The sequence below is a fragment of the Mailhella massiliensis genome, assembly GCF_900155525.1.
GTDB lineage: Bacteria > Desulfobacterota > Desulfovibrionia > Desulfovibrionales > Desulfovibrionaceae > Mailhella > Mailhella massiliensis.
On the sequence record NZ_LT706952.1, the window covers coordinates 232,904 to 258,206 of the forward strand.

20 protein-coding genes and 2 pseudogenes are annotated in these 25,303 nt (G+C 60.8%); 15 read left to right on the top strand and 7 right to left on the bottom strand.

Annotation, left to right across the window (positions count from 1 at the left end; all coding sequences use genetic code 11):
• Positions 1-364 precede the first annotated feature (364 nt).
• Genes CZ345_RS11160 through CZ345_RS11170 form a run of 3 tightly spaced genes read left to right on the top strand, consistent with a single transcriptional unit; the run spans position 365 to position 2,653 of the window.
• Positions 365-1,066 (top strand): 4Fe-4S binding protein, encoded by a 702-nt coding sequence (locus CZ345_RS11160; RefSeq protein WP_077073222.1) that lies wholly within the window; start codon positions 365-367, stop codon positions 1,064-1,066.
• Positions 1,063-1,824, top strand: coding sequence for a protein-ADP-ribose hydrolase (locus tag CZ345_RS11165; protein WP_077073223.1), 762 nt, complete (start codon positions 1,063-1,065; stop codon positions 1,822-1,824). The genes CZ345_RS11160 and CZ345_RS11165 overlap by 4 nt, the downstream gene beginning before the upstream one ends.
• On the top strand, positions 1,793-2,653 hold the full coding sequence (locus CZ345_RS11170) for an SIR2 family NAD-dependent protein deacylase (RefSeq protein WP_144277337.1): 861 nt from the start codon (positions 1,793-1,795) through the stop codon (positions 2,651-2,653). The genes CZ345_RS11165 and CZ345_RS11170 overlap by 32 nt, the downstream gene beginning before the upstream one ends.
• 12 nt (positions 2,654-2,665) lie before the next feature.
• Here the strand turns inward: CZ345_RS11170 and CZ345_RS16300 are convergent.
• Together CZ345_RS16300 and CZ345_RS11185 are read right to left on the bottom strand one after the other, a co-directional pair.
• Positions 2,666-3,419, bottom strand: a pseudogene (locus tag CZ345_RS16300) (IS5 family transposase).
• A gap of 987 nt (positions 3,420-4,406) precedes the next feature.
• Positions 4,407-4,694: a chorismate mutase gene (locus CZ345_RS11185; RefSeq protein ID WP_077073225.1), complete on the bottom strand. Its 288-nt coding sequence runs from the start codon at positions 4,692-4,694 to the stop codon at positions 4,407-4,409.
• Positions 4,695-4,919: 225 nt separating this feature from the next.
• Between CZ345_RS11185 and CZ345_RS17215 the strand changes: the two genes are divergently transcribed.
• The 4 genes from CZ345_RS17215 (at position 4,920) to CZ345_RS11205 (ending at position 11,016) form a co-directional block, all read left to right on the top strand.
• Positions 4,920-5,591 (top strand): OmpH/Skp family outer membrane protein, encoded by a 672-nt coding sequence (locus CZ345_RS17215; RefSeq protein ID WP_077073226.1) that lies wholly within the window; start codon positions 4,920-4,922, stop codon positions 5,589-5,591.
• A gap of 183 nt (positions 5,592-5,774) precedes the next feature.
• Positions 5,775-7,604 carry a glutamine--fructose-6-phosphate transaminase (isomerizing) gene (gene glmS / locus CZ345_RS11195; RefSeq protein ID WP_077073227.1) on the top strand — a complete coding sequence of 610 codons (1,830 nt, stop codon included), beginning with the start codon at positions 5,775-5,777 and terminating at the stop codon, positions 7,602-7,604.
• Positions 7,605-7,762: 158 nt separating this feature from the next.
• On the top strand, positions 7,763-9,574 hold the full coding sequence (locus tag CZ345_RS11200; protein WP_204224291.1) for an ABC transporter ATP-binding protein: 1,812 nt from the start codon (positions 7,763-7,765) through the stop codon (positions 9,572-9,574).
• A gap of 794 nt (positions 9,575-10,368) precedes the next feature.
• Positions 10,369-11,016, top strand: a complete 648-nt coding sequence (locus CZ345_RS11205) for a CatB-related O-acetyltransferase (protein ID WP_420843773.1) — start codon at positions 10,369-10,371, stop codon at positions 11,014-11,016.
• Positions 11,017-11,949: 933 nt separating this feature from the next.
• Here the strand turns inward: CZ345_RS11205 and CZ345_RS11210 are convergent.
• On the bottom strand, positions 11,950-12,945 hold the full coding sequence (locus CZ345_RS11210; protein ID WP_077073229.1) for a diguanylate cyclase domain-containing protein: 996 nt from the start codon (positions 12,943-12,945) through the stop codon (positions 11,950-11,952).
• Positions 12,946-14,014: 1,069 nt separating this feature from the next.
• Here CZ345_RS11210 and CZ345_RS17435 point away from each other — a divergent pair.
• From CZ345_RS17435 to CZ345_RS11235, 5 genes and pseudogenes are all read left to right on the top strand, one after another.
• A pseudogene (locus CZ345_RS17435) lies at positions 14,015-14,158 on the top strand (helix-turn-helix domain-containing protein); the annotation flags it as partial.
• A gap of 54 nt (positions 14,159-14,212) precedes the next feature.
• Complete coding sequence (locus CZ345_RS17440) at positions 14,213-14,485, top strand: hypothetical protein (protein ID WP_239446732.1); 273 nt, start codon at positions 14,213-14,215, stop codon at positions 14,483-14,485.
• A 335-nt stretch (positions 14,486-14,820) separates the two neighbouring features.
• Positions 14,821-15,522, top strand: coding sequence for a hypothetical protein (locus CZ345_RS11225; protein WP_077073232.1), 702 nt, complete (start codon positions 14,821-14,823; stop codon positions 15,520-15,522).
• Positions 15,523-15,536: 14 nt separating this feature from the next.
• Complete coding sequence (locus CZ345_RS11230; RefSeq protein ID WP_077073233.1) at positions 15,537-18,662, top strand: hypothetical protein; 3,126 nt, start codon at positions 15,537-15,539, stop codon at positions 18,660-18,662.
• A 650-nt stretch (positions 18,663-19,312) separates the two neighbouring features.
• Complete coding sequence (locus CZ345_RS11235; RefSeq protein WP_077073234.1) at positions 19,313-19,771, top strand: hypothetical protein; 459 nt, start codon at positions 19,313-19,315, stop codon at positions 19,769-19,771.
• A gap of 317 nt (positions 19,772-20,088) precedes the next feature.
• Here the strand turns inward: CZ345_RS11235 and CZ345_RS11245 are convergent, their stop codons facing one another.
• The 4 genes from CZ345_RS11245 to CZ345_RS17445 form a co-directional block, all read right to left on the bottom strand.
• A complete protein-coding gene (locus tag CZ345_RS11245) occupies positions 20,089-21,384 on the bottom strand; it encodes a TRAP transporter large permease (protein ID WP_077073236.1) in 1,296 nt (431 codons plus the stop codon).
• Positions 21,385-21,457: 73 nt separating this feature from the next.
• Positions 21,458-21,928 carry a TRAP transporter small permease gene (locus tag CZ345_RS11250; RefSeq protein ID WP_077073237.1) on the bottom strand — a complete coding sequence of 157 codons (471 nt, stop codon included), beginning with the start codon at positions 21,926-21,928 and terminating at the stop codon, positions 21,458-21,460.
• Positions 21,929-21,994: 66 nt separating this feature from the next.
• Positions 21,995-23,068: a TRAP transporter substrate-binding protein DctP gene (gene dctP, locus CZ345_RS11255; RefSeq protein ID WP_077073238.1), complete on the bottom strand. Its 1,074-nt coding sequence runs from the start codon at positions 23,066-23,068 to the stop codon at positions 21,995-21,997.
• A 102-nt stretch (positions 23,069-23,170) separates the two neighbouring features.
• Entirely contained in the window at positions 23,171-23,617 is a 447-nt protein-coding gene (locus CZ345_RS17445) for an AEC family transporter (RefSeq protein WP_239446679.1), read from the bottom strand.
• Between CZ345_RS17445 and CZ345_RS17450 the strand changes: the two genes are divergently transcribed.
• The 3 genes from CZ345_RS17450 (at position 23,604) to CZ345_RS11265 (ending at position 25,287) form a co-directional block, all read left to right on the top strand.
• Entirely contained in the window at positions 23,604-24,143 is a 540-nt protein-coding gene (locus CZ345_RS17450; protein ID WP_239446680.1) for a hypothetical protein, read from the top strand. The genes CZ345_RS17445 and CZ345_RS17450 overlap by 14 nt on opposite strands.
• A gap of 114 nt (positions 24,144-24,257) precedes the next feature.
• Positions 24,258-24,842 carry a hypothetical protein gene (locus CZ345_RS16685; protein WP_144277338.1) on the top strand — a complete coding sequence of 195 codons (585 nt, stop codon included), beginning with the start codon at positions 24,258-24,260 and terminating at the stop codon, positions 24,840-24,842.
• The gene (locus tag CZ345_RS11265; protein WP_077073239.1) at positions 24,826-25,287 is read left to right on the top strand and encodes a type III secretion system chaperone; all 462 of its coding nucleotides are present in this window, start codon (positions 24,826-24,828) and stop codon (positions 25,285-25,287) included. The genes CZ345_RS16685 and CZ345_RS11265 overlap by 17 nt, the downstream gene beginning before the upstream one ends.
• The last annotated feature ends 16 nt before the right edge of the window (positions 25,288-25,303 follow it).

Here is a 25,303-nt window from a genome sequence, read left to right on the forward strand (position 1 = left end):
ATGCGCGGCAGGGCGGGGTGCGGGCCTTCGTGTCCGTGCCGGGGAATCTCATGCAGGCAGAACGGGCCGGACACGGGGCGCAGCTGAGGGACTTGCTGGGCGCGGCGGCACAAGTCCCGGGAAACCTGCCTTGCGTGCGGCCGCTCCCGCAGGAAGGGGGCGTCTCCATGCGGGCAGGCTTTGCGGGAGCGGTGCACGGGCTTTTCCCGCCTGAGCTTCCCGTCCTGTGCCCGCCCCGGCCGTGTTCTCTTCCGGCGGGGGCCGGAGACTGCGGCGTTGGCGGAACACGGCGGCTTGACAGGGCAGGGAAGATTGTATATTTCGACATCGAACTAAAATGAACGCATGACATGCGGGAGGCCCTATGACCATAGAAGAGATTTACCGTCGTTTCGACAGGGTAGGCAGCTGTGTGTTCGCCACGGTGAACGGGGATACGCCCGAAACCCGCGTGGCGCATTTTCTCGCCTGCGACGAGGAGGGGCTGTATTTTATGACCATGACCACCAAGCCTTTTTACCGTCAGCTCAAGGAAGGGGGCAGGGTGTCGGTATGCGCGCTGTCGGCCTCGCCCGAGATACGGCAGACGGAAGAAGGGCTTCTGGAAATGGAACCGGGGTATTTCATCCGCGTCACCGGCGACGTGCGCGAGGTGAGCATGGAGGAAATCAGGGCGAAGAACAACCCGGCCTTTGCCTACTGCATCGAGGATCAGCAGCGTTATCCCGCCATGACGGCCTTTGTGCTGTACCGGGCCTGGGGCGAGATTTTCGATTACGATTTCGACATGAAGAAGCGCGATCACAAGCTGGAGCGGGAGCGCTTCTGCTTCGGCGGGCATCGGGTGGAAGAGCCGGGGCTTGTCATTACCGAATCCTGCACGGGCTGCGGCAGGTGCATGAAGGTATGCACCTTCAAGGCCGTACGGCGCGAGGGGAACCGCTTCGTCATCGACGGTTCGCGCTGCGACGAATGCGGCGACTGCTGGGTGCACTGTCCTGCCGGGGCCGTGCGTCACAAGGGCCTGCCCGGGAACGCGCCGCATGGCGGGAGGCATGAGGCATGACGCAGCAGCAGCGGCGGGCGTATCTCATCAGGATGCTTTTCGAGGAGCGGGGAGAGCGTTTTCGTCTTCCCGAAGGGGAAGAGGAGCAGAAGCGCCTTTTGCGCGCGCTGTTCAACGTGCGTGAGCCGCGCCCGGCCTCGCCGGAGTTTCTCAAGGTGCAGGATGCCTGGCTTCAGGAGGAAATAGCCTCCCGGGGCATCACGCGCGATGTCGATATCGCTCCGGTGAGAGGGCGGCTCTGCCTGTGGCAGGGGGATATCGTCACCCTTGCCTGCGGGGCCGTGGTCAATGCGGCCAACCGGGCCATGCTGGGCTGTTTTCACCCCAATCACGGCTGCATCGACAACGCGATACACACCTTTGCCGGGGTACAGCTTCGTCTGGCCTGCGCCTCGGTCATGAAGGGGGCGTATGCCCGCACGGGCGAGGCCATACTTACCCCGGCCTTCAATTTGCCGGCGGATTTCGTCATTCACGCCGTGGGACCGGAGCTGCACGGCCCCCTCGCGCCGGAACACGAAAGGCTTCTTGCCGCAACCTATGTTGCCTGTTTTGAGCGCGCGGCCGAACGCCGTGTGCGTTCTCTGGCCTTCTGCTGCATTTCCACGGGGGTGTTCCGTTTCCCGCCTCGGCGGGCGGCGGAAATCGCCGTGGCAACGGCGGAAAAGCAACTGGAACGATATCCATGGATGGAAAAGGTGATTTTCAATGTGTTCAAAGACAGCGATGCCGCGATATATCAACGTCTGCTCGGATGATGTTTCGGGCCTGAAACGCGCCCTGAACGAGGCGGACGCCGTGCTCGTCGGCGCAGGCGCGGGCCTTTCCGCCGCCGCAGGGCTTACCTACTCGGGCGAGCGCTTCCGCCGCCTTTTTCCCGACTTCATCAAGGCCTACGGCATTACCGACATGTATTCCGGCGGCTTCTACCCCTTTGCCACCCCGGAAGAACGCTGGGCCTGGTGGAGCCGCCATGTCTGGCACAACCGTTACGAACCCGGCTCCCTGCCGCTCTACGCAAAGCTCCTCGAACTGGTGAAGGACAAGAATTACTTCGTCCTCACCTCCAATGTGGACCATCAGTTCCGCCTGGCGGGCTTTGCCAAAGAGCGCCTCTTCTACATGCAGGGCGATTACGGCCTCTGGCAGTGCTCCGTGCCCTGCCACGAAAGCACCTATGAGAATAAGGAGGCCGTCCTTGCCATGCTGAAGGCGCAGAAGAATATGCGCATCCCCTCGGACCTCGTGCCCCGCTGCCCCCGCTGCGGCGCGCCCATGTCCATGAACCTGCGCTGCGACGATACCTTTGTGGAAGATGAGGGATGGTTCGCCGCCAACGAACGTTACCGCGATTTCGTGCGCCGTCATCAGGATTGCTCCCTCCTGCTCCTCGAACTCGGCGTCGGCTACAATACCCCCGGCATCATCAAATATCCCTTCTGGGAAATGGCCAAAAAGAACCCCCGCGCAACCTACGCCGCCCTCAACCTCGATACCCCCTGTATCCCCGGTCAGTTGTCCGGCCGCGCCTTCTGGCTCCGCCGCGATATCGGCGAAAGCATAAACGCCCTGCTTGAGGATGCCTAGGCTCAGGACTCATTAAAGGTAAAAAATAACGATAGCCGCAAGGTGAATTGCTGAAAGGAATGTATGAGCACAGCGATCATAGCGCATGGCTATGTGACGCCAGTCATTCACCGGGAAAACATGTGTTCTATCTTGTGATGCTGGAGATATTGTTTCTTGTTGCAATACTCATGACTCTTGTATTTTTCCGAGAAGGAATGCAGGGAGTGCAACCTCGATTTTTCAAAAAACTGCGAATCCATCCGGCATCATAGCCCCTGTCAGCAAGAAGTATTCGGGTTGAAGGCAGAGTTGGCAAGAGACATGCCGCACCGCCATAATCACTGATGCTTCCGGCTGTCAGCAATGTCCGAATTGAACGTCCGTCGAAGTCGCAGACTACATGTAATTTGGTGTTCAATCCTCCTTTTGTGCGTCCGATACAGCGAGAGGAAGCCCTTTTTTTCTCAAACTTGCGGCAGTTCTGTGAGCTTTCAGACAGGTAGCATCAATCATGAGAAGGGAGGTGTCCTGGGTACTTTCGGAAAGAGCCGTAAAAATCTTTTTGAAGACGCCCATGTTACTCCATCTGACAAAACGGTTATAAAGAGTTTTATAGGGGCCGTATTCTTTTGGAGCATCCTTCCATCGGAGACCGAACTTGAGAACATAGATAATTCCACTGATAATTTTTTGATCGTCCTTTCTGGGAATGCCTCTTGAACGAAGAAAAAAAAGGGCGAATGACATCCATCTGAGCGGAAGAAAGGTAAAAAAGAGTGGACATAGAAACCTCCATATCCATACTTATCCTTTTTTGACGTCATTGGAAATAATGAGTCCTGAGCCTAGAAGAGAGAAAAGGCAGGTGCCGCCCCGCACCCCGCCGGGGCGGAAGAGGGAGAAGAAAGAGCTTCTCGGGGGAGATAATCTCCCCCGAACCCCCATGGCCGGCAGGGCGGAAGGCGGCGGGGCTGCAAAGTTTTTCCTTCGGCTCGCGGCGGGAATGTGTGCGCTCTCTCATGGGAAGCGCAGGCTTGTGCGTAGGCTCTGTTGCGTCTTTTTCTGGAAAGGAGTGTGCCCGGGGCAGGGTGCGGAAAGGCCTGCCGTACCGTATGGCCGCCGGATGCGGAATGTTTCGACTTGCCGCGTTCGGGCGGCGCCCTCCGTGTGAGCGTGTACTTCGTACCCGCTCACGCAGGCCGACTCCGTCCCGGCGTTGCCGGGCCGTCGTGTCAAAGGAAGGGATGAAAAGAGCAGGGGAGCGTTGTGCCCGGGCGCTTGCGTTATTCCGCCCCTGCTCAGGCACAGCGTTTGCTCGACGTTCCGTCCGGCCTTCGTTTGCGAAGGGCAAAGCGCTTTTCAACGCTCCGTTCGGTTCTTGTCTGCAATGTTCGGGCTTTTCCGCAAGGTGTTGTTCTGCTCCTGCTCGTGAAGGAGTAACTTTTTCTCGACGTTCCGTTCGGCTTTTGTTGACGAAGATGCAGAAGGTATTCACCGCTTCATTCTGCTCTTGTTTGCACAGGAATGACCTTTTCTCAGCGCTTCGGGGCTTCCGGGCGCGTTCAGGCGGCCGGGCCGAAGGCTGTAGGCCGCCGCAATGTACTTGCGGCGTTAAACGAAAGGCCCCCCGTGCAGGCCTGCGCTCCGTACAGCGTGTCCTGTGCAGACGGGCCTTCGTTCCACCCCGGCGAAGGTGTCCCGGGCAAGAAAAAAGCGCGGGGAAATTCCCCGCGCCCTGGTCTCATGCACGAAGGCTCTCCGGCAGGGCGGCTTACCAGCCCACGCGGGTGCAGGAGAATATCATCTGCCAGATGTTGCCGATGTGAGCGCCGCGCATGGGGCAGTCGGAATCCTCATTGAGTTTTTTGAGGCGGTCTATGGTCTGCTGTTCGCGGTCGTGGCTGAATACTTCCACGGGCATACCGTAGCGGTGCTGATCGGTCATGATGCGGCGGCTCAGGTTGAAGCGCCTGCGCACCAGGGTAAGGATTTCGTCGTCAAGGGCGTCCATTTCCGCCCGCAGTTTTTCAATGGCCTCTTCGGATCTTTGGTCTGCCATGCGTTCCTGCCTTGTGGTATGCGGCGAAGCCCTTGCGGGCCGGGCCTTGGTGGGTTTTCAGTGGAAATGCTCCCGCCTCTCTGCTCTGTCAAGTCCCGGCGTTCGGGGAAAGGGGGAAAAATTTTTCCTGGCTTCTCCCCATTGCCGAGCGGGGGTAAAAAGGATATCTCTTTTTCTGCGTTTCGCCGACTTTGCCGGCGGACAGTACATTACAGGAGAATATGAATGAACAGGAACCTTGTTTCCTCTCTTGCCCTTGTGTCCATGCTTGCCCTCCTCGGCGGCTGCAACGAAGAAGCGAAGCCCCAGAAGCCCGCGCCCCAGTTCGGCGTCGTTCAGGTGGCGAAAATCTATCAGGAAAGCCAGCTCGGTAAGCAGGGCATCGCCCGTGTGGGCGAGCTGGAGGACAAGGCCATGGCCGTGCTCGGCGATATTCAGGCCAGGCTGGAAAAGGCCCGCGCCGACAAGAACGAGGCCGAAGCCCAGAAGCTGGAAAAGGAACTTCAGCGCCTTGTGTACTTCCTGCAGAACGTCATCAAGCAGGATCAGGAACATGTGATGAACGTGCTCCAGACGGAAATGAAGAAGGCCTTCGACAAGTGCCGTACCGACAAGCAGCTCTTCGGCCTGTTCAGCGAGGAAGTCATGCCTTCCTACAGCCCGGAAGTCGACATGACCGATGCCGTGAAGTCCATCATGGATGCGAACAAGGCCGACTTCGGCGCGCTGCCTTCTCTGGAAATGCCCGCGCTGCCTGAACCCGCCAACGCCGGGCAGGACGACGCGGCCGGCGAACCCGCCGCGGAAGAAGCCGTTCCCGCCGCCGAAAAGGCCCCCGCTGCCGAAAAGGCCCCGGCCGCCGCTCCGGCTGCTCAGGCCGCTCCCGACGCCAAGTAAGTTTTTCTTACGGTGTGTTGCCCGCCCTCCTTCGGGAAGGCGGGCTTTTTTTTCGCCGTGGGGGCGGCGTTGCCGCAGGCTTCTGCGGAGCTTCCTTTTTTCGGGCGGAAAGAGAAGTTCTTGCCCACGGGCCGTTCCCTCTGTATAAAGGCGATATACGTTCCCTGAAACAGGAGTTCTTATATGTGCGGAATCATTGGCTACAGCGGGCACCGTCCCGCCGTCCCCCTGCTGCTGGAAGGTTTGCATCGCCTGGAATACCGGGGCTACGATTCTTCGGGCGTGGCCTTTGAACAGGCGGGCCGCCTTCAGGTGGTGAAGGCGGCGGGCAAGCTCTCGGCGCTTGAGGCGAAGCTGGAGGAGAACGCCTACATGCTGGCCACCACCGGCGTGGGCCATACCCGCTGGGCCACCCACGGCCTGCCTGTGGAAAAAAACGCCCATCCGCACCTTTCGCAGGACGGCGGCATCGCCATCGTTCATAACGGCATCATCGAGAATTTTCAGGAACTCAAGGATGAACTTTCCGCCAGGGGGCACACCTTCCTTTCCGATACCGATACGGAAGTGCTGGCCCACCTCATAGGCGAGGAAAGAAAGACCGCGCCCTCCCTCAAAGAGGCCTTTGCCCGCGCGCTGCGCCGCGCCCACGGGGCCTATGCCGTGGTGATGGTGGCCCTGGAGGAACCGGGCGTCATGTATGCCGCGCGCATGGCCGCGCCGCTTCTCATGGGCGTGGGCGTGGGGGAATGTTTCGTGGCGTCGGATATTCCGGCGTTTCTGCCCTACACGCGCGAAGTGGTCTTTCTGGAAGACGGGGAACTGGCCCGCATTTCGGGCCCGCACTGGCAGGTGCTTTCCCTTGCCGATCTTTCCGTGGTGGAAAAGAGCGTGAGCCATGTGCCGTGGGATATGCAGGCCGCGGCCAAGGGCGGCTACAAGCACTTCATGCTCAAGGAAATCATGGAGCAGCCCCGCGTCATCACCGACTGCCTCACCGGCCGCGTGGCGGAAGAGCAGGGCGGCCCGCGCGTGCTCCTGCATGAGCTCGACGCGCTCCCCGTGCCCACGCGCCTGCACATCGTGGCCTGCGGCACCTCCTACAATGCCGGTCTCTGGGGCCGTCAGCTTCTGGAAGGCGTGGGCGGCATTCCCACCGATCTCGACATCGCCTCGGAATTCCGCTACCGCGACCCCATTCTCCTGCCCGGCGAGGTGGTCATGGTCATCAGCCAGTCCGGCGAAACCGCCGACACGCTGGCCGCGCTTCGTCTTGCCCGGGAAGAGGGCTGCAGGGTCATAGGCCTGTGCAACGTGGTGGGTTCCTCCATCGCCCGCGAGGCGGATGTGGTGCTCTATACCCAGGCGGGGCCGGAAATAAGCGTGGCCTCCACCAAGGCCATGTGCAGCCAGATGGTGCTCATCGCCCTCATGGCGCTGTACTACGGCCAGAGAAAGGGCGTGCAGGCGTGCGACATGCTCCGCGGGCTCTGCGAACTGCCGGAAAGGCTTGCCGCCGCGCTCCCCTCCATGCAGGAACGCGCCGCGCAGCTTGCCCTGCGTTTTTCCACCTCCCGCAGCTTCTTCTATCTGGGGCGCGGTCAGTGCCACGCGCTGGCGCTGGAGGGCGCGCTCAAGCTCAAGGAACTTTCCTATATCCATGCCGAAGGCTACGCCGCAGGCGAAATGAAGCACGGCCCCATCGCCCTCATCGACCCGCAGTTCCCCACCTTCGCCCTCGCTCTCGACGATGCGCTCTTTGCCAAGGTGAAGTCCAATATTCAGGAGGTGCTGGCAAGGCAGGGCCGCGTCATCGCCCTGGTGCAGGAAAGGGAGGGCCGTGCGCCCGATCTTGCCGTGGAGGAACTCTGGGTGCTGCCCGCAGCCATGCCCGAGCTTTCCGGTTTCTTCGCTCTGCCTGCGCTCCAGCTTTTCAGCTATCAGATGGCCGATTATCTGGGCAAGGATGTGGACCAGCCCCGCAACCTCGCCAAGAGCGTCACCGTGGAATAACGATTTCTTGCCAAGGCGGCCTTTCACGGCTACCATGGGGCGCTTTCGCGCATCTGCAAAGCCGGTCCGGCGCTGTCGAGGCGCCCCGGCGCACGCCCCCTCCGTTCCTGCCGGAGCGGGAGCGCTTCCATCATAAACCGTTTCCATAAGGATACAGGATGAAGATAGACCTGACGAAGGCGTTGAACAACAATCAGTTCGTCGTCAATTACCGGCGCATGTGGCCCTTCGTGAAGCCGTTCTGGCCCATGGCCCTGCTTTCGCTGCTCATCTGCGTTCCCGTGGGCAGCCTCGACGCCGTCATCGCGCTTTTCCTCAAGCCCTATACCGATGTCGTCGTGGTGGGCAAGAGCATGGAATCGCCGTGGTACATCCCCCTGCTCATCGTGGGCTTCACCACCGTGCAGGGCCTTCTGAACTTCGGCGGCGCGTACCTCAATGCCTGGGTGGGCGGCAAGCTTACCATGGGCCTCAAGGCGCGGCTCTACGAAAAGCTGGTGCAGATAGAACCCTCGTTCTTCGATACCACCACCTCCGGCGAGGTGCTCTTCCGCTTCAGCTCCGATGCGGAACTCGCCTGCTCCGGCCTGCTCGGCAACCTGAAGAGCTTTCTTACCAGAATATGCTCCTCCATCGCCCTCATCGGCGTGCTCTTTTATAACTCCTGGCAGCTTTCCATCCTCGCCATCGTCATTCTCGCGGTGGCCGTGGCCCCCCTCACCAAGGTGAAGAAGCTGCTCAAGTCGCTGGTTTCGCGCAACAACAGCTGCATGTTCCAGCTCAACACCACCTACAACGAAACCTTTTCCGGCAACCGCACCATTGCGGCCTACAACCTTCAGGAAAGGCAGAAGGGCCGCTTCAACACCCTGCTGGACGACGTGTTCAACCTTACCGTGGCCATGACGCGCCGCACCGCGTGGATCACGCCGTTCATGCACTTCGTCATTTCCATAGGCCTCGGCCTCGCCATCGCTCTGGGGAGCTGGCTCATCGTGCAGGGCACCATTTCCGCCGGTAACTTCGTTTCCTTCATTACCGCGCTGCTCATGCTCTATACGCCGCTCAAGAACATCACCAACGTGGCGGTTTCCGTGCAGCAGTCCTTCCTTGCCATCGAACGTGTGTTCGACCTTCTGGAACGCCCCTGCGTGCTGCTGGAAAAGGAAGAACCCACCCCCCTCGTGGAAGTGAAGAAGGGCGTGACCTTCGAGCATGTCTGCTTCGGCTACAACTCCGGCGTGGAAGTGCTGCACGACATCAACCTCGATGTGCGCGTGGGCGAAATGCTGGCCCTTGTGGGCAATTCCGGCGGCGGCAAGAGCACGCTCGTCAGCCTTCTGCCCCGTTTCTACGATGTGACGAAAGGCAGCATCAAGGTGGACGGCGTGGATGTGCGCGACTTCGCCCTCAACGATCTGCGCCAGCATATCGCCATGGTCTTTCAGGATAATTTCCTGTTCGACGGTACCATCAAGGAGAATATCCTCCTCGGCAACCCCTCCGCCACGGACGAGGATATCAGAAAGGCCCTGCACAACGCCTGCCTCAGCGATTTCATCGATTCCCTCGAAAACGGTGTGGAAACCTATATCGGGGAACGCGGCATCCTTCTTTCCGGCGGTCAGAAGCAGCGCGTGGCCATCGCCCGCGCCTTCCTCAAGAACGCCCCCATCGTCATCCTCGACGAAGCGACTTCCGCCCTCGACAACAAATCCGAGGAAATCGTGCAGCGCGCCATCGACAACCTTATGAAGGACAAGACGGTGTTCGTCATCGCCCACCGCCTCTCCACCGTGAAAAACGCCAACCGTATCGCCGTCATCAACGAGGGCAACCTCGTGGAACTCGGCAGCCACGAAGAACTCATGGCCATCCCCAACGGCCAGTACCGCACCCTCTACAACATGCAGTTCAAAAATCCCGCTCACCAGAGCGAGGAGGAATCTGTCTCCGAAGAAGTGGCGTAGCGGCAGAAGTCACAGGCAGCAGGGCGGCGGAGCACAAGGCTTCTCCGCCCTTTTTCGTATCTAAGCCCGGAAAGGCAGGAGGAGGGGAGAGGCGGAAAAGGCACACGGGCCATGCCCTGCCCGCGCCACGGTAAAGGCCCCGGGGGCTGCCCCAGATTTCGCTGGGAGGGAAGTGGAGGAGAAAGGTTTCTCGGGGAGATAAATTCCCCCGGCCCCCCCATGACTCAGGGCAGAAGGCGGCGGAGCTGCTGCGTTTTTCCTTCGGCTCGCGGCGGGAAGGTTCCTGCGGTTTTATGGAAAAGCGCAGCCTTTTGCGGAAGCTCTGCCGTTCCGATGCCTTTTAGAGGAAAGAATGCGCCTGGGGCTGTTCCTTGCCGGAAGGGCAGGGTACGGAAAGGCCTGCCGTACCGTATGGCCGCCGGATGCGGAATGTTCCGACTTGCCGCGTTCGGGCGGCAACCTTCGTGTGAGCGTGTGCTTCGTACCCGCTCACGCAGGCCGATTCCGTCCCGGCGTTGCCGGGCCGTCGTGTCAAGGGAAGGGATGGCAAGAGCAGGGGAGCGTTGTACCCGGCACTGGCGTTATTCCGCCCTCGCTCAGGCACAACGTTTTCCCCAACGTACTATCCGGCCTTTGTTTGCGGAAGAAAGCCCCTCCGCTTCATGCTGTTTTTGTTTGCGGAGGAATATTTTTCTCAGCGCTCCGGGCCCCGGGCGCTTTCAAACGCCCGGGCCTGTACCGCGTATCCTGCGCAGACGGAGTTTCGCGTCCCCCCGCCGTCATATAAACAAGGAGTGGAAACCATGAATGCAGAAAGAATATACCCCCGCACCGGGGATACGCAGACCGTCTATCTGAAAAACGTGATAACAAAACCCGGCATAGAGGTGGGCGATTACACCATATACAACGATTTCGTGCATGATCCCAGGGATTTTGAACGCAACAACGTGCTGTACCATTATCCCGTCAATCACGACAGGCTCATCATCGGCCGTTTCTGTTCCATTGCCTGCGGAGCGAAGTTTCTTTTCAACAGCGCCAATCATGCGCTTTCTTCCCTTTCCACCTATCCTTTTCCCATTTTTTACGAGGAGTGGGGGCTGAATGTGGCAGAGGTGGCCTCGGCGTGGGATAACAAGGGCGATATCCGCATTGGCAACGATGTGTGGATAGGATATGAGGCCGTCGTCCTTGCGGGCGTGACCATTGGGGACGGGGCCATTATCGGTTCCCGCGCGGTGGTGACGAAGGATGTGCCGCCCTATGCCATCGTGGGCGGTGTTCCGGCACGGAGCATACGCCCCCGCTTTGCGGAAGAGGTGGTGCAGAAGCTTCTGGAACTTCGCTGGTGGGACTGGCCCGAAGAACGCATTGCGGCAAACCTTGCGGCTCTGCGTTCGGGCGATGTGGAACGGTTGAACCCCGCCGCCGGAGCATAGCCTTTCCCCCGGCGGTGCGTCGCGGCAGAAAAGGCACCGGGGCTCCGCCCCAGACCCCGCCGGGCGGAAGAGGGAGAAAAAAGCGTTTCTCGAGGGAGATAATCTCCCCCGGACCCCCATGGCCGGCAGGGCGGAAGGCGGCGGAGCTGCAACGCTTGTCCTTCGGCTCGCGGCGGGAGTGTGTTCGCGCTCTTATGGGAAGCGCAGGCTTGTGCGGAAGCTCTGTTGCGTTTTTTCTGGAAAGGAGGGCGCCCGGGGCAGGGGGCCTGCCGGAAGGGCAGGGGGCGGAAAAGGCCTGCCTACCGTATGGCCGCCGGATGCGGAATGTTCCGACTTGCCGCGTTCGGGCGGAGCCCTCCGTGTGAGCGTGTGCTTCGTACCCGCTCACGCAGGCCGATTCCGTCCCGGCGTTGCCGGGCCGTCGTGTCAAGGGAAGGGATGGCAAGCGCAGGGGAGCGTTGTACCCGGCACTGGCGTTATTTTGCCCTTGCTCAGGCACAACGTTTTCTCAATGTACTATCCGGCCTTTGTTTGCGGAAGAAAGCCCCTCCGCTTCATGCTGTTTTTGTTTGCGGAGGAATAACCTTTTCTCAGCGCTCCGGGCCCCGGGCGCTTTCAAACGCCCGGGCCGCGAGGGCCGCGCAGGTGAAATGCATTTGCGGCGTTAAGCGTGCCTCAGTGCAGGTTCCGCTTCCTGTACCGCATGTCCAGAGCAGGCGTGTCTTCGTGGCACGCGGCAAAGGTGTCGCGCAGGCGTAATTCATGTCCGCCGCAGGCCGGGTCCGGGGCGTACAGACCCTGCGCCCCGTACGGCGTGCCCGGCGCAGCCGGGCGGTTGTGATACCCGGGCGAAGGGGCCTTTCCCGGAGGGCGTTTCGCGTTGCCCCGGCGAAGGTGCGCCCTCCCGGCCGTCGTACCGGAAACGGCGGGGGGTCAGCGGCTTCTGCGGTTGTGCTCCCGCCGGGAATAGAAGTCCTTCTTGGCAAGGTACATGTTCTTGTCCGCTTCGTTGATCTGCTCGTCGATGTCGCAGGGGGCGGAGCGCCAGCATACCCCTGCGGAAATGCTCAGGTTGTCTTTCTGCATGGACGCTATGGCTTCCCGCACGCTTTCCTTGAAGGCATCCTCCGGGGAGTCCCGGTCGATGACGATGAACTCGTCCCCGCCTATGCGGTAGGCCTTCTGATCGAACACGCTGCGCAGGTGATGCGCCGTGCGGCAGATGAGGTCGTCGCCGGCATGATGGCCCAGGGTATCGTTGGTCTTTTTCAGGCCGTTCAGGTCGAAATAGGCAATGCCGAGCCTTTCGGGATGTTCTTCCCGCAATTCGTCGCATACCTGATTGAACTTGTTGCGGTTGTACAGGCCTGTGGAAAGGTCTTCAAAATGCATCTGCAGGATGGAGGCGTTCTGCTCCTCGATTTTTTTCTTCTGCTCCTCAATCTGTTCCTGAAGGTAGCGGCGCGACTCCAGCGACATTCTTTCCGGGAAGCCCACGTCGTCTTCCATCATTTCCGTGTACGGGTTGGAAAGATGAATGTGGCAGCATCGGGGACCGTTTTCCGTCCAGCGGAATACGCTGGTGATGCGCTGATGAACGCGCAGATAGATTTCGGAAGAGGGCAGGGTGCGTATCCACAACATGCCTGTGCAGATGTACACGTCGTCCTCGGGGGCGATGACATCGTAATGTTCGTCGGAAATTTCGCAGGGCGGCACCCTGTCTTTGAAGGTATGCAGTATTTCCTTCGCTTTTTCCGCCCCTGCCACATACTCGTGTTCGGCCGCGCCGAACCAGAGAAAGGAATCGTCTATATAGGGAATAAAGGCGGCCGCGTTGTTCTTGCAGTAATGCTCATGAAGAAAAAAACTGGTTAAGTCGGCAATTTTCCGCTTTTTTTCCTCGAGGGTAGAAAATACACGTTCCATTGTTGACGCCCTGGAGTTTGTCGGTTCTCTCAACGATGCCGCTTCGTTCCGCAGGTCCGGCGGACTTGCGGAGCATGCCGTGAACTTTCCTTTCGCTCACGGTATGTATTCCGTTGATGGAGCGACGGCGTTTTTACGGTTTTCAGACAAAGTTTCGGAAAGACGACAGAGAGGTCCTTTTCTGCAACAGTTGAGAATAATGGAAGGTATGTCCGTTATGCTACAGTTCTTCCCCTCTCCGTGCAAGGAAAACGTGCTCCGAGGCAGGACTTTTTCCGCAGAAAAGCAGGTTTTCCGGGCGTCTTGAAAAATGCGTCCGTACAATGCGCGCACGGCGCTCCGCCCGCCCTGAAGGAACGGTACGAAAATCGGATTACGGGCAGAGAGGGAAGAACGGCGTCCGTGGCGACACGTACTCCCGCCTTCCGTGAAAACGCTGCGGCGGAACGTTTCGAAGGCTGCGATTTCAAAATCGTCCCGCAACCCGTACCATGGTCTCCGGCCCGTAAATAGGAAGCATGGTCCCGTGTTCCGGGGAAAAACGCCGCGCGGCGTAGTTTCCCCCCCCCATGCGGGAAAGAACAGTCCGGCCGGAATCCGGCCTCATGTGCCCCGGTCGGAAAAGGGCAGAGAAAAAAGAACCGTCCGTTTCCCGCGCCCCTGCGTGAAGGCAGACCGTGCCGGAAAGAGCAGCCTTGAGGGGTGATATTTTTTTCCGTGGGCGTCGGCCATACCGGCTCCCCGGGAATGCAGAATCTGATGGATTCTGTATCATGTTGAGATTATGAAAGAAAAAAGGACAGCGCGGCATGGTTGCCGCCTTTTGTCCGGCCGAGGACGCGGGAGTTGGCCGTTGCCATTCCCCGGGGGAGCGGTTAAAGTCGGTATGTCGAGGTACTCTGTAACCGCCCGTGAATCTGTTTTAGAATATTTTTCTGTTCAAGTAAAGCAGAATTATAGGGCGAAACTTGAAAATCTTTCCCGGAACCGTTCGTGGGTTCCTTTCCGCAGGCAGCTTTTCCGGCGGAAGGGCGGCGAATGCGTTTCGGGTGCGGAATGTTGCACCCCTATGAGCACGCTTGGAGAACGTATAAGACTGGCAAGAGGAGGCAGCTCCCAGGAGGCCTTTTCCCGGGCGCTCAATATCAGCAAAGGTTCGTTGGGATTTTATGAGCGGAACGAAAATCTGCCCAATGCCGATGTTATACTAAAAATCTGTTCAAAGGCCGGCATCGGGCTGGAATGGCTGCTCACCGGAGAAGGACCCATGCGTCCGGCGGACGGGGAAAGGGAAGTCCGGCATCAGGAAGAGCCTTGCCCGGAAAGCTGTCCGCGCTGTTCCCGGCTGGAAAGCCGTCTGGACAGGCTGGAAGACGAACGACGGGAACTTTCTCTGGAAAACCGCCGTCTGTGGAAGGAGAACGCCGAGCTGCGCGAGCGCTGCGCGCGTTACGAGGAAAGGGAAAAGCGGCGGGAACTGCTGCCGCTGTTTGATAAACCACAGGCCCCCTGCTCCAGTGAGCGCACGGGCAAGAGCTGAACGCCCGTTTTCCCCCTGTTTCCGGCCGGGGGTCTGCGGCGCGCCTTCCGCCTGAGGGGCGCGCAGACCTGTTGTGCGGCGTCCCGGTCCGGTTCTTCCGGGCGCGGCAGCCGCGTTTCTTGTTTTCCGTTTTTCATGGCGTTCCGCAGGGAGGGGCGGGGAAAAGGATGCCGGGGCGCATTCTTCGCTGCGACAGGGGCGGAGGCGCCTTCCGCGCTGTTGCCAGAGCCGTGCCGGAAACGCTATGCTGTTTTCGGTACGGTTTTTGCATAATACAGGATAAAGGGCTTCGTGAGCCGACATCGTTTGCATCGTCATAAACACCGGAGCATGATATGACGGAATATCAGGATATACGCCTTCCCGAAGGATTTTCGCAGCTTCTGGAAGAAACGGGGCTTCTTCTGCCGCCGCTTCCCCTCGTTGCCGTGAACAGGCTGGAACAGATTTCCGAGAACTTTTTTGGCACCGACCGGCGCATCGTGAGCCGCATGGACGTTCCCGCCGACATGGACGCCGTGCTGGATGCCGGTCCCTTCCGGGAAGAAGGGGAACGCCGCTTCTTCGTGCAGGAGGCGGAAGATGCGCCCGTCGAAGAGGAAAAGGATGAGGTTGCGGAAGAGCAGTCATCAGGGGAGGACGAGCCTGCCGACGGAGCCGTGGAGGAAGATCCTCTCCGCTATGCGGGCTTCGGCCTTGCGGGCTACGGGCTTCAGGGGCTGCGGGCCACGTTTCTTGTGGAGGCGGCAGGTCTGCGCTTCGGCGTTTCCTTGCCCTGGAACCGCGCCTTCGGCAGCCCGGAAGAGGAGAAGGAGGATCTTGCCGCCGCCTTCCGCCTGGCGGAACTGGGCCTGCGGCATATTCCCGCGGAGGGAAGCCTTTCCGTATTCATCGGGCCGGAGGGCTGTCTCTGGAACTGGAAGGACGGGGAAAACGAGTATGAGGGCGATACCGTGGATTCGCTTCTGAACATGTGGGAAGCGCATGGAGCCGCGGCGGAAGGCGCGGTGCCCTTTTATCAGTGGATGCGCGTATAGCAAGGAGAAAAGCCATGTCGCAGCTTCATATGCCTCTTCTTTCCCCCGATGCTTCCGCCTCCCATGCGGAGGAGGTTTCCCCCGTCGCCACCACGACCACCACGGCGACGACCACCACGTCCCCTGCGGAGCCCGGCGGAGAGACTTCCGTTTCCCCCGCGCCTGCCGATCGCGTGCCCGTGGCCGTGCAGCTTCAGGGCGCGGAGAGGCGCATCGAGCGCCTTCTCGGCCGCGCCGCAGGTCATCTTCCCGGGCTTACCGGTTCGATGTATGCGCACATACGCAACGAAGTGCCCCGTCCTCCGCTGTTTGCCGCTGGATGGCGGAAGCATGGCGACATGACGGCGGCCGCGCAGCGTTGCGACAGGGCCGCGGCGGCGCTGGCCCGCATCCCGGTGAAGGCCTTTACCGCGCAGCCTCCGGCGGAGGCGCATGTTCAGGCGCTCAGGGAATACACCGAGGCGCAGAACGCTCTGTACGGCGCAATACGCGCCTTTATGGAAAGAAAGGGAGAAAGTCCCCTGCTTGCCGTGGAGATGCAGCGCACGCAGTTCAGGGCGGCCGAGGCGCTGAACCTGGCCGCTTCCCTTCAGCTTGCGGGCCGGACGGGGGATTTTTCCCCGGAAGAGAGGGCGGTAAGGGGCGGTATGGCCGACAAGCTTGCGGATATGGGAGAAGGAGCGAACATGCTTGAGGGGATGCGCGCCGTTTCTCCTTCCATGCACGGGCACGTGCTGCTGGATGCTCTTGTCGCTCAGTCGAAGGCGGCGTTCGCCGCGCTGGATGAGCTGGAGCGCAACACGGATATGACGGCGGATGACTTCCGCATGGCCGCAGGTGAGGTGAAGCGGCAGGTGGAGCAGCTCAGGGGGCAGGTGGACACGCTGGATGTGAGCCGGGGAGCGCTTCTTGGCGAACCGGAACTTCGCGAAGCCCTGAAGGGCATGGTGGAGCGTGCCGCGGAACGGCTGGAAACGCTCCGGCAGATCAACCCGGGCAGGGATGTGTGCCGGGCCATCGACGAGCTCATGCCCGCCATCAACGAGAATCTGACGCGTTCCTGTTACCAGCTCATGCCGCGGGAGGTAAAGGGACTGGCACGGACTCTGTGGCAGGAGGCGGCGGCCTGCAACAGGGAAGTGAGTCAGTTGAAGCAGCAGGTGCAGGCGGGCGCGCTTACCTCTCTCCAGCTTCATGACGGGCTTCAGAATGCCATAAGCCGCCTGCGCGAGGGCGAGGCGGGGCAATGCGTGTTTTTGCTGTTCGCCATGCATGTGGCCAGCGAGGGTGGGATCAGAAATACGGAGGCGTTTCAGGCCGAGTGCCGGAACCGCGCAGGACTCCACATATCCAGACGCACGGCGCAAAAGCTCATGGACATGGCCCGTAGCGAGGACTTTCAACAGAGCGCCGTTGGCGCTCTGGCGTCCATGCTCATGGGAGCGCCCCATGTCCGGGCCGACATTCTTGAGGCTCAGCTTGGGGAAATTTCCGCCATGTGCCACACCGTAGAAAGCAACCGGCCTTTCCTGCGCGGGGAATATGTGGCGGCGGCGCTGGAAGGGCATGTGGATGCGCCCACCATAGTGGAAGCCTCGCTGCGGGGCATTCCCGCCGATCAGCTGGAAGTGCGCGCGGGCGACGCCGTACGCAAAAGTGCGCGCGTGCTGGGGCACGGCGCGGCCAACACGGTGCAACTGTGCACCTACCGGAACGAAGGCGACGATGTGAAGCTTGTCTTCAAGCCGGAAGCGGGCGCAAGGCAGGGGCTGGACAATCTCATGGCGGGGCACATGGGCTATGAGGGCGGCGTGCGCATCATGCAGATCAACGTGGCCGCCTGCCGTGCGGCCGACGCCATAGGCTGCGGCAACGTGGTGGCCCGCTCTTCCGTAGGCATGAACGACGGGCGCCTCGGGCTTTTCATGGAGGCCGCACCTGGCTGTACCGCCCGGGATGTGCGCCTGGGAAAGCCCTGCGCCTTCACCGTGGACGGCAGGAGCCTGAGCTTTGCCGAGGCCCTTTCCCATCTTGACGGGAAAAAGCTGGGCATGCGCGTGCGGGGCAACCTCATGCGCGAGCTGAACAGGCTGGAATGGGCGGATTTTCTTTCCGGTCAGGTGGACCGTCATCCTGACAACTACCTTGTGTTCATCCATGCCGATACCGGCGAAGTGAAGGTGACGGGCATCGACAACGACGCAAGCTTCGGCTGGCGCAAGGTGGGGGCGACCCGCGTGGACATTACCGGAGATATCAAGGCGCACAACAGCCTGATGGCCGAAGGCGTCGTCTTTCCGCCCATGAATGTGGACGTCAGCGCGCTTACCGGGGCCCAGAAGGACGAGATGGCGCTGGCGATGGGCGAAGAAGCTCTTGCCCGCGCGATGCTGAACATGGCGAGTTTTCCCGAAGCCCGCGTGGCGTTGCAGCAGGCGGGCATGAACTTTCCGCCCGTGATCGTGTCCGTCGACAGGCTGACGGCGCAGCAGAAGCGCGCCCTGGAAGCGGCGCTCGGTCAGTCCGTGCTTCCGGGAACGACCGTGAATATTTCCGGCTCGGCAGAGGCGCAGCGGGCCTTGCTGACGAGCGGCGTTGTTCTGCCGCGTGAGATTGTTCGCACCTCGAAGCTTACCGAAGATCAGAGGCGTATCTTCGCCCTGGCCGCAGGCCGGTTCATGCTGACGCAGCAGCCCCAGGTGAATATTGCCGCCATGCCGGCACTGCAGCAGCGCCTGCGGAATCTGGGGCTGGATCTGCCCCGCGTGGTCGTGGATGCCGCCGGGTTCAGCGAAAACCAGCTCATTGCGCTGCGGAACTGTTTCGGCTTCAACCAGCTTTTCCGGCCTTCGTGCATAGACAGGGAAACGTACCTTGCCCTCAAGAGCATTGACGAGAACGCCTACCGCCGGACTCTGGCTTCCTGCCTGGATGAGGAGGCTGTGGAAGCGGCCATGCTGCGCCTGCGCGATGCAAAGGCCGTTGCCGACGAACTTGCGACAAACGGCCGCGTGGTGGATAACTGGGAGAATAAGGACCTGCTCGACAGGATGGCGGAGGAAAGAATATCAGAAGGCCGTTTGAGCACGGCCCTGAAGAACGGCTTTTTCCAGCGGGATTTCATCCCCCTGCTGAAGTAGGCGCAAGCCGGAAAGCGTTTCCGGCAAAGGCGGTCTGCAAACGGGAACGGGGCCTTGCGGCCCCGTTTTTTCATGCGCTTCGGCTTGTTTTGCAGGATGGGCGAAGCGGCGGAAGCGGGCCGGTCCCGCTTTTTCCCGCGGCCGCCCCGGGCGTTTTTCTTTCCGACGGGCATCCGCCGCAATCCCTGCGGGGCGTTTCGCGCTGACGGACGGGGCTTTTTTCGGGCGCGCCCGGCTCACTGGTCGCGGCGGGCGTATGTTCCGAAAGGGTTCCCCCGCAAGGGTACGGAAAAGTGCCGGACTTCGCCAGGTACCCCGCAGAGAGAGGGACAGAGGAAAGGCGCTTCGGACGGGGGCGCAACCGCCTGAATCCGTGCGGGGAATACGGATGCGCGCCCGGCAAAGGCCCTGTGCCTCATCGGGCGCAGGCCCTGTGTTCCCGCTTTCGTTGTCTTCGGGCCTTTCCCGCGCGTTCTCTGCCGTTTTTCCGCCGCGTGCAGCGGCTTTTCACGGCGTTTTTTCCATACTCCTGTGGACGGAGGGGCCGTTTTTCCTGGTTGCAGGCGCGGCCTCCGCTATGCTGAAGGCGTGGCGGAAAGCGTGCGTGCGTTCCGCCCTGTTTCGGAACCAGTAGCGACAGGAAGTATGGTATGCAGTACAGGGAAGACGGCGGGAGAGTATCGGAGGTAAGGCGGCTCGGTCATGCGGAACTTCAGGCTTTTCTGGATGAGCGGTGCCGCGAGCCGGGGCTTACGAACTGCGACAGCTATGAGCTGGAGGCGGCCGCGGCCTGCTCCGTCATCATGGCCTCGCACGGAAGCGCCCGCGGAGAAAACTGTCTGCTCCGGGCGAAGGATGAGGCGCTTTTCCCCCTCTCCGGGGTGTTTTCCGTCTGCGATGTCGCGTATGTGATAACGGTGCTCCGGGTGTCTGATGAGAACCTGGGGATGAACGATTTTTCCGCCGCCGTGGACGATGTGGAAGCAAAGGTGCGCGCCATGGCGGCCGGGGACAACGGTATTCGGGGATTTTTGTTTCTTCTCTCCCTTACGGAAGAGGGGGATGCGGCCATGGTCGACATCATCCTCACGGGCGAAGCCGCCGCCTGACGGGCCGCCGGCCGTACGTTTGCGTCTGCCTTGCCGCGGGGCGCTTTTCCCTGCTGCGGCGCGCGGAAGAGGCGGCGGCCGTCCTGTGCCCCGTTCCGGGCTTTTCCGGCACGGCGGGACACGTTTTTTTTGCCTTTTCAGGAGGGGAAAGGACGGTTCCGTCCCGCCTTTGCTGCACGAAGAAGGGCGGGGATGCAGAAGCCGGGTTCCCGTCGACGAGGCGAAACCGTTCCCGGGGGCGGCCCATAGCGCCGTGCCTTCTGCAAAAAAAAGCGCTTCCTGCGGGGGAAGCGCTTTTTGCGGTTTCTGTCAGGCCGTTACATGCCGAGCAGGCGCGGCAGGAACAGGGTGATGTCGGGGAAGAGCATGATGACGATGAGCGCGATGGTGGCGGCTCCGAGCATGGGCAGCACCGGCGGGGTGATTTCTTCCATGGTGAGGTTGCTTATCTTCGCGCCCACATACAGGTTCACGGCCACGGGGGGAGTCACCTGACCGAGGGCGAGGTTGATGGTCATCATCACGCCGAACCACACCGGGTCCCAGCCGAAGTGGGCCATGATGGGCAGCAGGAAGGGCAGCAGCACATAGTAGATGGAAATGGCGTCCAGCAGCATACCCGCGATGAAGAGAATGACGTTGATGAGCAGCAGCAGAATGGTGGGGTTGTCGGAAAGGGAAAGCAGCACGGCCGCGCCGCGTTCCACCAGCCCCACGGTGCTGGCCACCCAGGCATACAGCCCGGCGCAGGTGACCACGAACATGATGACGGCCGTGGATTTCACCGATTCCACCAGCACTTCCACGAGAATGGAGAATTTGTTGATGGTGCGGTAGATGAACACGCCCACGAAGAGCCCGTAGAAAATGGCCACGGCTGCGGCTTCGGTGGGGGTGAACACGCCGCCGTAAATGCCGCCCAGAATGACCACGGGGGTCATCACGCCCCAGAAGGCCTCGCGCAGGGCCTTGGAAACGGGCATGGTGCGGGGGCTGCCGCGGTAGCCCTTCTTGCGGGAGGTGATGAGCACGGAAATCATGAGGAAGGCGGCCACCACCACGCCGGGAATGAAGCCTGCGGCAAAGAGCGCGGGCACGGACACGTCGGCAATGCCGCCGTACACGATGAAGGCGATGCTCGGCGGAATGACGATGGCAAGGCCCGAGGTGACGGAAACGGTGGCCGCGGCAAAGGGCTTGTCGTAGCCGCTTTTCACCATGGCGGGAATGAGGATGAGGCCGAGCGCCGCCACGGTGGCCGGGCCGGAGCCGGAAACCGCGCCCCAGAAGGTGGCCACGCCCACGGTGGCCACGGCGAGGCCGCCGGTCATGTTGCCCACGATGGTTTCCACCAGAAGAACGATGCGGGCGGCAATGCCTGCGCGTTCCATGATGAAGCCGGCGAGAATGAAGAAGGGAATGGCGAGCAGCGGCACCTTGGCCACGCCCGCGAAGAAGTTGTAGGAGAGCATGTCCACGCCCATATCCCACCACCAGCCCACGAGCAGGGCGGAAACGCCCAGGGAAATGGCGATGGGCACGCGGAAGATGAGCGGGACGGCGAAGGAAATGAGAAGCCAGAATGCCGGGTCTTTGAAAAGTTCCATATCCATGCGTAAACTCCGTTGGTGAGGCTTGTTTCAGGGGCTTTTCCGGGGCGCGCGGCCCCGCGTCGGCCGTAAGGGTCTAGTAGTTCCTGGCGCGGAAATCTTCCCAGACCTTCTGGAGAATGCGCACGATGATGAGGGCGGAAAAAAGCGGCGTGGCAATGGTGTAGAGCCATACCGGAATGGCCAGGGATTCGGAAACCACGTTGAGTTCGATCTCGTCCATCACTTCAATGGTTCCCTGCCAGCAGAGCGCGGCGAAGAAGGCGATGCAGCACACGACGCTGAACACATAAAGGAGCTTCCTCACGGGGCGGGGCATGGCGTCGTACAGCAGGTTCATGCTGAAGTTGCCGCCTTCGCGGAAGGCGCGCGACGTGCCCAGAAGAACGCTCCATACAAAAAGGTTGACGGTCAGTTCTTCCGAAGAGGAAAAGGAAAAGTTGGTGCAGTAGCGCACGATCACGTTGATGAACGAGATGCACGCCATCACGGCCAGAAGCAAGGCTCCGAGCAGTTCCTCGAAGCGGGCGTTCAGAAAGCTCCACATGATAAATCCCCGATGCTGAAAAGGCCGGGAGCGGCCTGGCTTGCGCCGCTCCCGGTCCGAACTGTTTTACTGGGCGGCCTTCATGTCGGCCTCGGCGGCCTTCACGAGTTCTTCGCCGATTTCCTTGGTCCACTTGTCGCGCACGCTCTGGGTGGCGGCATAGAATTCATCGACCTGCTGATCGGTGAACTTCACGACGGTCATGCCCTTTTCTTCCATGGTCTTGTAAGGATCGGTCACGGCGGGCACCTTGTTGATGCTCTTCAGGTATTCCAGAGAGGAACCGTCGTCGAAGCCGAGGCGGGAAAGGGCCTTGCTGTACTTTTCCATTTCCTTCGCGCATTCCAGAATGATTTCCTGGTCTTCCTTGGAGAAGGACTTCCACACCTTGGCGTTGGAGGTGAGCAGCAGCGGGTCGATCATGTAGTGCCAGTCGGTGTGATACTTATGCCACGTCCAGATCTGCAGCGTGATGTTGATGCCGTTGGTGGGGTTTTCCTGGCCGTCCACGATGCCCTGCTGGAAGCCGGTCACGGCTTCGGACCAGTTGATGGCCTGGGGGTTGGCGCCGAGAGCGGTGAAGATGTCGGCAAAGATGGGGGTGCCGCACACGCGCAGCTTCATGCCCTTCATGTCGGAAGGCTTGTTGATGGGGCCCTTGCTGGTGGTGAGTTCACGGAAGCCGTTTTCGCCCCAGCCTATGAACTTCACGCCGGTCTTTTCCACGGCGTCCACGAGCATCTTGCCGGATTTGCCGGCTTCGATGGCGTCCATGGCCTTGTAGCGGTCGGGGTTGTTGGCCACGAAGAAGGGCAGAGCGGTGAGATTGAGTTCCTGCACCTGGGGAGACCAGTTGATGGTGGAAGCAAGCGCGAAGTCGATGGCGCCGCGGCGGACGAGCAGCAGTTCGGAAGTCTGCTTGCCGGCCATGAGCTGAGCGCCGGGGTACACCTTGATGTTGATGCGGCCGTTCGTGCGTTCCTTGACGAGCTCGGCGAAATAGGTGGCGGAAAGGCCCCAGCCGGAAGTGGCGGCGGGCACCACGCTCAGCTTGTATTCCTGCTTATAGGCGGCGAGCGCCGGAGCCGACAGGATTCCCACACAGGCGGCGGCCATGAGGGCGGTACGGAAAAGCTTCATAACTTCCTCCTCGGATATGTTCTTGGTGACGCGAAGCCACGTTGCACCCCAAGTAAAGAGACCACTCCCGCCCCGGGTATGGGCGAGAGCGTGTTTGGCCGCCTACAGCAGCGGCAGAATGAGAATAATGATGGGCAGCACCACGACAAGTTCCAGCGTGGTGAACACCCAGCAGGCATTGGCCAGGTCCAGGTCCAGGTCGAACAGGGACGGGGGAATGAGCGCGTTCATGGCCACGGGCATGGCGGAAAGAATGGCGACCACCTTGAGGGGCATGCCGTCTTCCATGCCGCCCAGCCCCGCAAGCATGGCCAGCGAGGTGATGAGCACCGGAACGAGCACGAATTTGATGAGGGAAACGGCCGCCGATTCCTTCGCATGGCAGGCCATGCGCGAAAGGCGCAGCCCCATGCCTATGGACAGCAGAAAGCACACCGTGCCCGCAAGCATGGCGGCGGAGGAAAGGACGCCGAAGGCGGCCGGGCGGGATACCCCGGCGAGATTGAGCGCAAGCCCCAGCGCCAGCGCGGCGACGATGGCCGCGAGCACCGGGTGCCGCGAGCACCGGGTCGAGGCGGAAGCGGCGCGCGGAGCCTTCGCGGGGCTTTTCGCCGAAACGCCGCGCTACGGGAAGCGCCACGGAAAAGTAGAACATTTCCTCGCACAGACGGTAGAGCGAGGCTATGGCGATGGCCTGTTCCCCGAAGTACATGACGGCCACGAGCGTGCCCACGGCGCCTATGTTGGTAAAGGTGCCGCAGCAGTAGAGGCTGCCCGTTTTGGCGGGGGAAAGGCGCATGAGGCGCGCAAAGAAAAGAGCGAACGCGCCGCCCGCCGTCCACGCGGCAAGGCCGAGAACGGGCAGGGAGAGCAGGCGCGGGTCGGGCGAGGGCAGGCCCCAGAGCGAAAGCATGGCCGAAACCGGGATAAGCCCGAACATGGCCGCTTTCTGAATGATGAGGCGAAGACGAAGAAGCGCCGTTTCGGAAAGGGGGGCGCGGCCCGAACTCACCCATTGCCGGATTCCGTATCCGGCAAGAAGGCTGACGAAGATGATGGTCAGGGTGAGCAGTAGCCGATCCATGGCGCGCTGAGGGGGCAAAAAGTTACCGCCCGGCTTCTGGCCCTGTACCGCACAAGGAGAGAGAAAAAACCGGCGGACATCCCGCCCCGGGAACCTTCGGAGCGCATGCGCCCGGAAGATGCGGCCGACATGCCCGCCCGGAAGGAACAGGCGCTGCCGGAAGCCGTTTCCTCCCTTGCGGGACAAGGATACGGCCTGGGTAGGACAATTTTTTCCAGACTAATAAGTTTTCAAAAATTGTCAAACACTGTTGCTGTTTTTTTTGAACAACGCCGAACAAGCGGAATAAATGATGAGTTTTTTAACAAAGTTACATGCCGTTGCGGAGAAAATGCCTTCTGGCAAAAATGTGTCGGGCCCTTTTGCGTTGCGCGCCGGAGCGCCGGGCCGGGCACAAGGCCGCTGCAACTGCCGCAGGCGTCGGGTGCAAAGGGAATTGCGGAACTGACCTTCGGCTCTGCGGCGGGGCTTTTTTCGTGCCGCCCCGCAGGGGGCGAGGCCCCTGCCTTGCGTTTCCCCCTTCTCCGCCGGGGTCCGGCCTTCCTTGAGAACGGCCTTTTCTCACGCTATCATTTCTGTGGGAAAGATGATGCGCGATTTTACGGCATGTTTTTTGCATCATCCATTCATGATGGTTCCGGCATGACCACATGGTGGGCAGAGAGGAGTATCCATGCACAGAATACTTGACGAACTGACAACGGAGTATGCATCCGCCGCCGGCTGCGCCTGCGAAAGGAAGGAAGAGGAGTCCCATGTTGTTCTTCTGGTGGAAGGCGTGCGCGTGCATGTCGGGTTCCTGGAATCTTCCGGCATGATGCTGTTTCACACGGCCGTGGCCACGCTTCCTCCGAAGGGAGAGGGGAGGGAGGAGCTCTTCATGAAGCTCCTCGGCGCGGACAATCTTTTCAGCGGGACCAGGGGCTTCACTTTGGGGGTGGACGAGGCTCGGCAGCTCGTCACGCTTCAGCTTGCCTGGGATGCCTTTCATCTGGATGGGAAAAGCTTTGCGCGCATAGTGAACAATCTGCTTTCCGTGGCTGTGGAATGGATGATCCGTCTGGAGGAATGGCGGCCCTCTCCGCCCGAAGGGGGAGAGGAAAGATCGTTCATGATGAACTTTCTGAAAGTCTGAAACAAGGGGGATGATG

Bases quoted from the DNA above. Each gene is read 5' to 3' on its own strand.
- CZ345_RS11160 (WP_077073222.1), top strand. From the start codon at position 365: ATGACCATAGAAGAGATTTACCGTCGTTTCGACAGGGTAGGCAGCTGT.
- CZ345_RS11165 (WP_077073223.1), top strand. From the start codon at position 1,063: ATGACGCAGCAGCAGCGGCGGGCGTATCTCATCAGGATGCTTTTCGAG.
- CZ345_RS11170 (WP_144277337.1), top strand. From the start codon at position 1,793: ATGCCGCGATATATCAACGTCTGCTCGGATGATGTTTCGGGCCTGAAA.
- CZ345_RS11185 (WP_077073225.1), bottom strand. From the start codon at position 4,694: ATGGCAGACCAAAGATCCGAAGAGGCCATTGAAAAACTGCGGGCGGAA.
- CZ345_RS17215 (WP_077073226.1), top strand. From the start codon at position 4,920: ATGAACAGGAACCTTGTTTCCTCTCTTGCCCTTGTGTCCATGCTTGCC.
- glmS (WP_077073227.1), top strand. From the start codon at position 5,775: ATGTGCGGAATCATTGGCTACAGCGGGCACCGTCCCGCCGTCCCCCTG.
- CZ345_RS11200 (WP_204224291.1), top strand. From the start codon at position 7,763: ATGAAGATAGACCTGACGAAGGCGTTGAACAACAATCAGTTCGTCGTC.
- CZ345_RS11210 (WP_077073229.1), bottom strand. From the start codon at position 12,945: ATGGAACGTGTATTTTCTACCCTCGAGGAAAAAAAGCGGAAAATTGCC.
- CZ345_RS17440 (WP_239446732.1), top strand. From the start codon at position 14,213: ATGCGTCCGGCGGACGGGGAAAGGGAAGTCCGGCATCAGGAAGAGCCT.
- CZ345_RS11225 (WP_077073232.1), top strand. From the start codon at position 14,821: ATGACGGAATATCAGGATATACGCCTTCCCGAAGGATTTTCGCAGCTT.
- CZ345_RS11230 (WP_077073233.1), top strand. From the start codon at position 15,537: ATGTCGCAGCTTCATATGCCTCTTCTTTCCCCCGATGCTTCCGCCTCC.
- CZ345_RS11235 (WP_077073234.1), top strand. From the start codon at position 19,313: ATGCAGTACAGGGAAGACGGCGGGAGAGTATCGGAGGTAAGGCGGCTC.
- CZ345_RS11245 (WP_077073236.1), bottom strand. From the start codon at position 21,384: ATGGATATGGAACTTTTCAAAGACCCGGCATTCTGGCTTCTCATTTCC.
- CZ345_RS11250 (WP_077073237.1), bottom strand. From the start codon at position 21,928: ATGTGGAGCTTTCTGAACGCCCGCTTCGAGGAACTGCTCGGAGCCTTG.
- dctP (WP_077073238.1), bottom strand. From the start codon at position 23,068: ATGAAGCTTTTCCGTACCGCCCTCATGGCCGCCGCCTGTGTGGGAATC.
- CZ345_RS17450 (WP_239446680.1), top strand. From the start codon at position 23,604: ATGGCCGCGAGCACCGGGTGCCGCGAGCACCGGGTCGAGGCGGAAGCG.
- CZ345_RS16685 (WP_144277338.1), top strand. From the start codon at position 24,258: ATGCGCCCGGAAGATGCGGCCGACATGCCCGCCCGGAAGGAACAGGCG.
- CZ345_RS11265 (WP_077073239.1), top strand. From the start codon at position 24,826: ATGCACAGAATACTTGACGAACTGACAACGGAGTATGCATCCGCCGCC.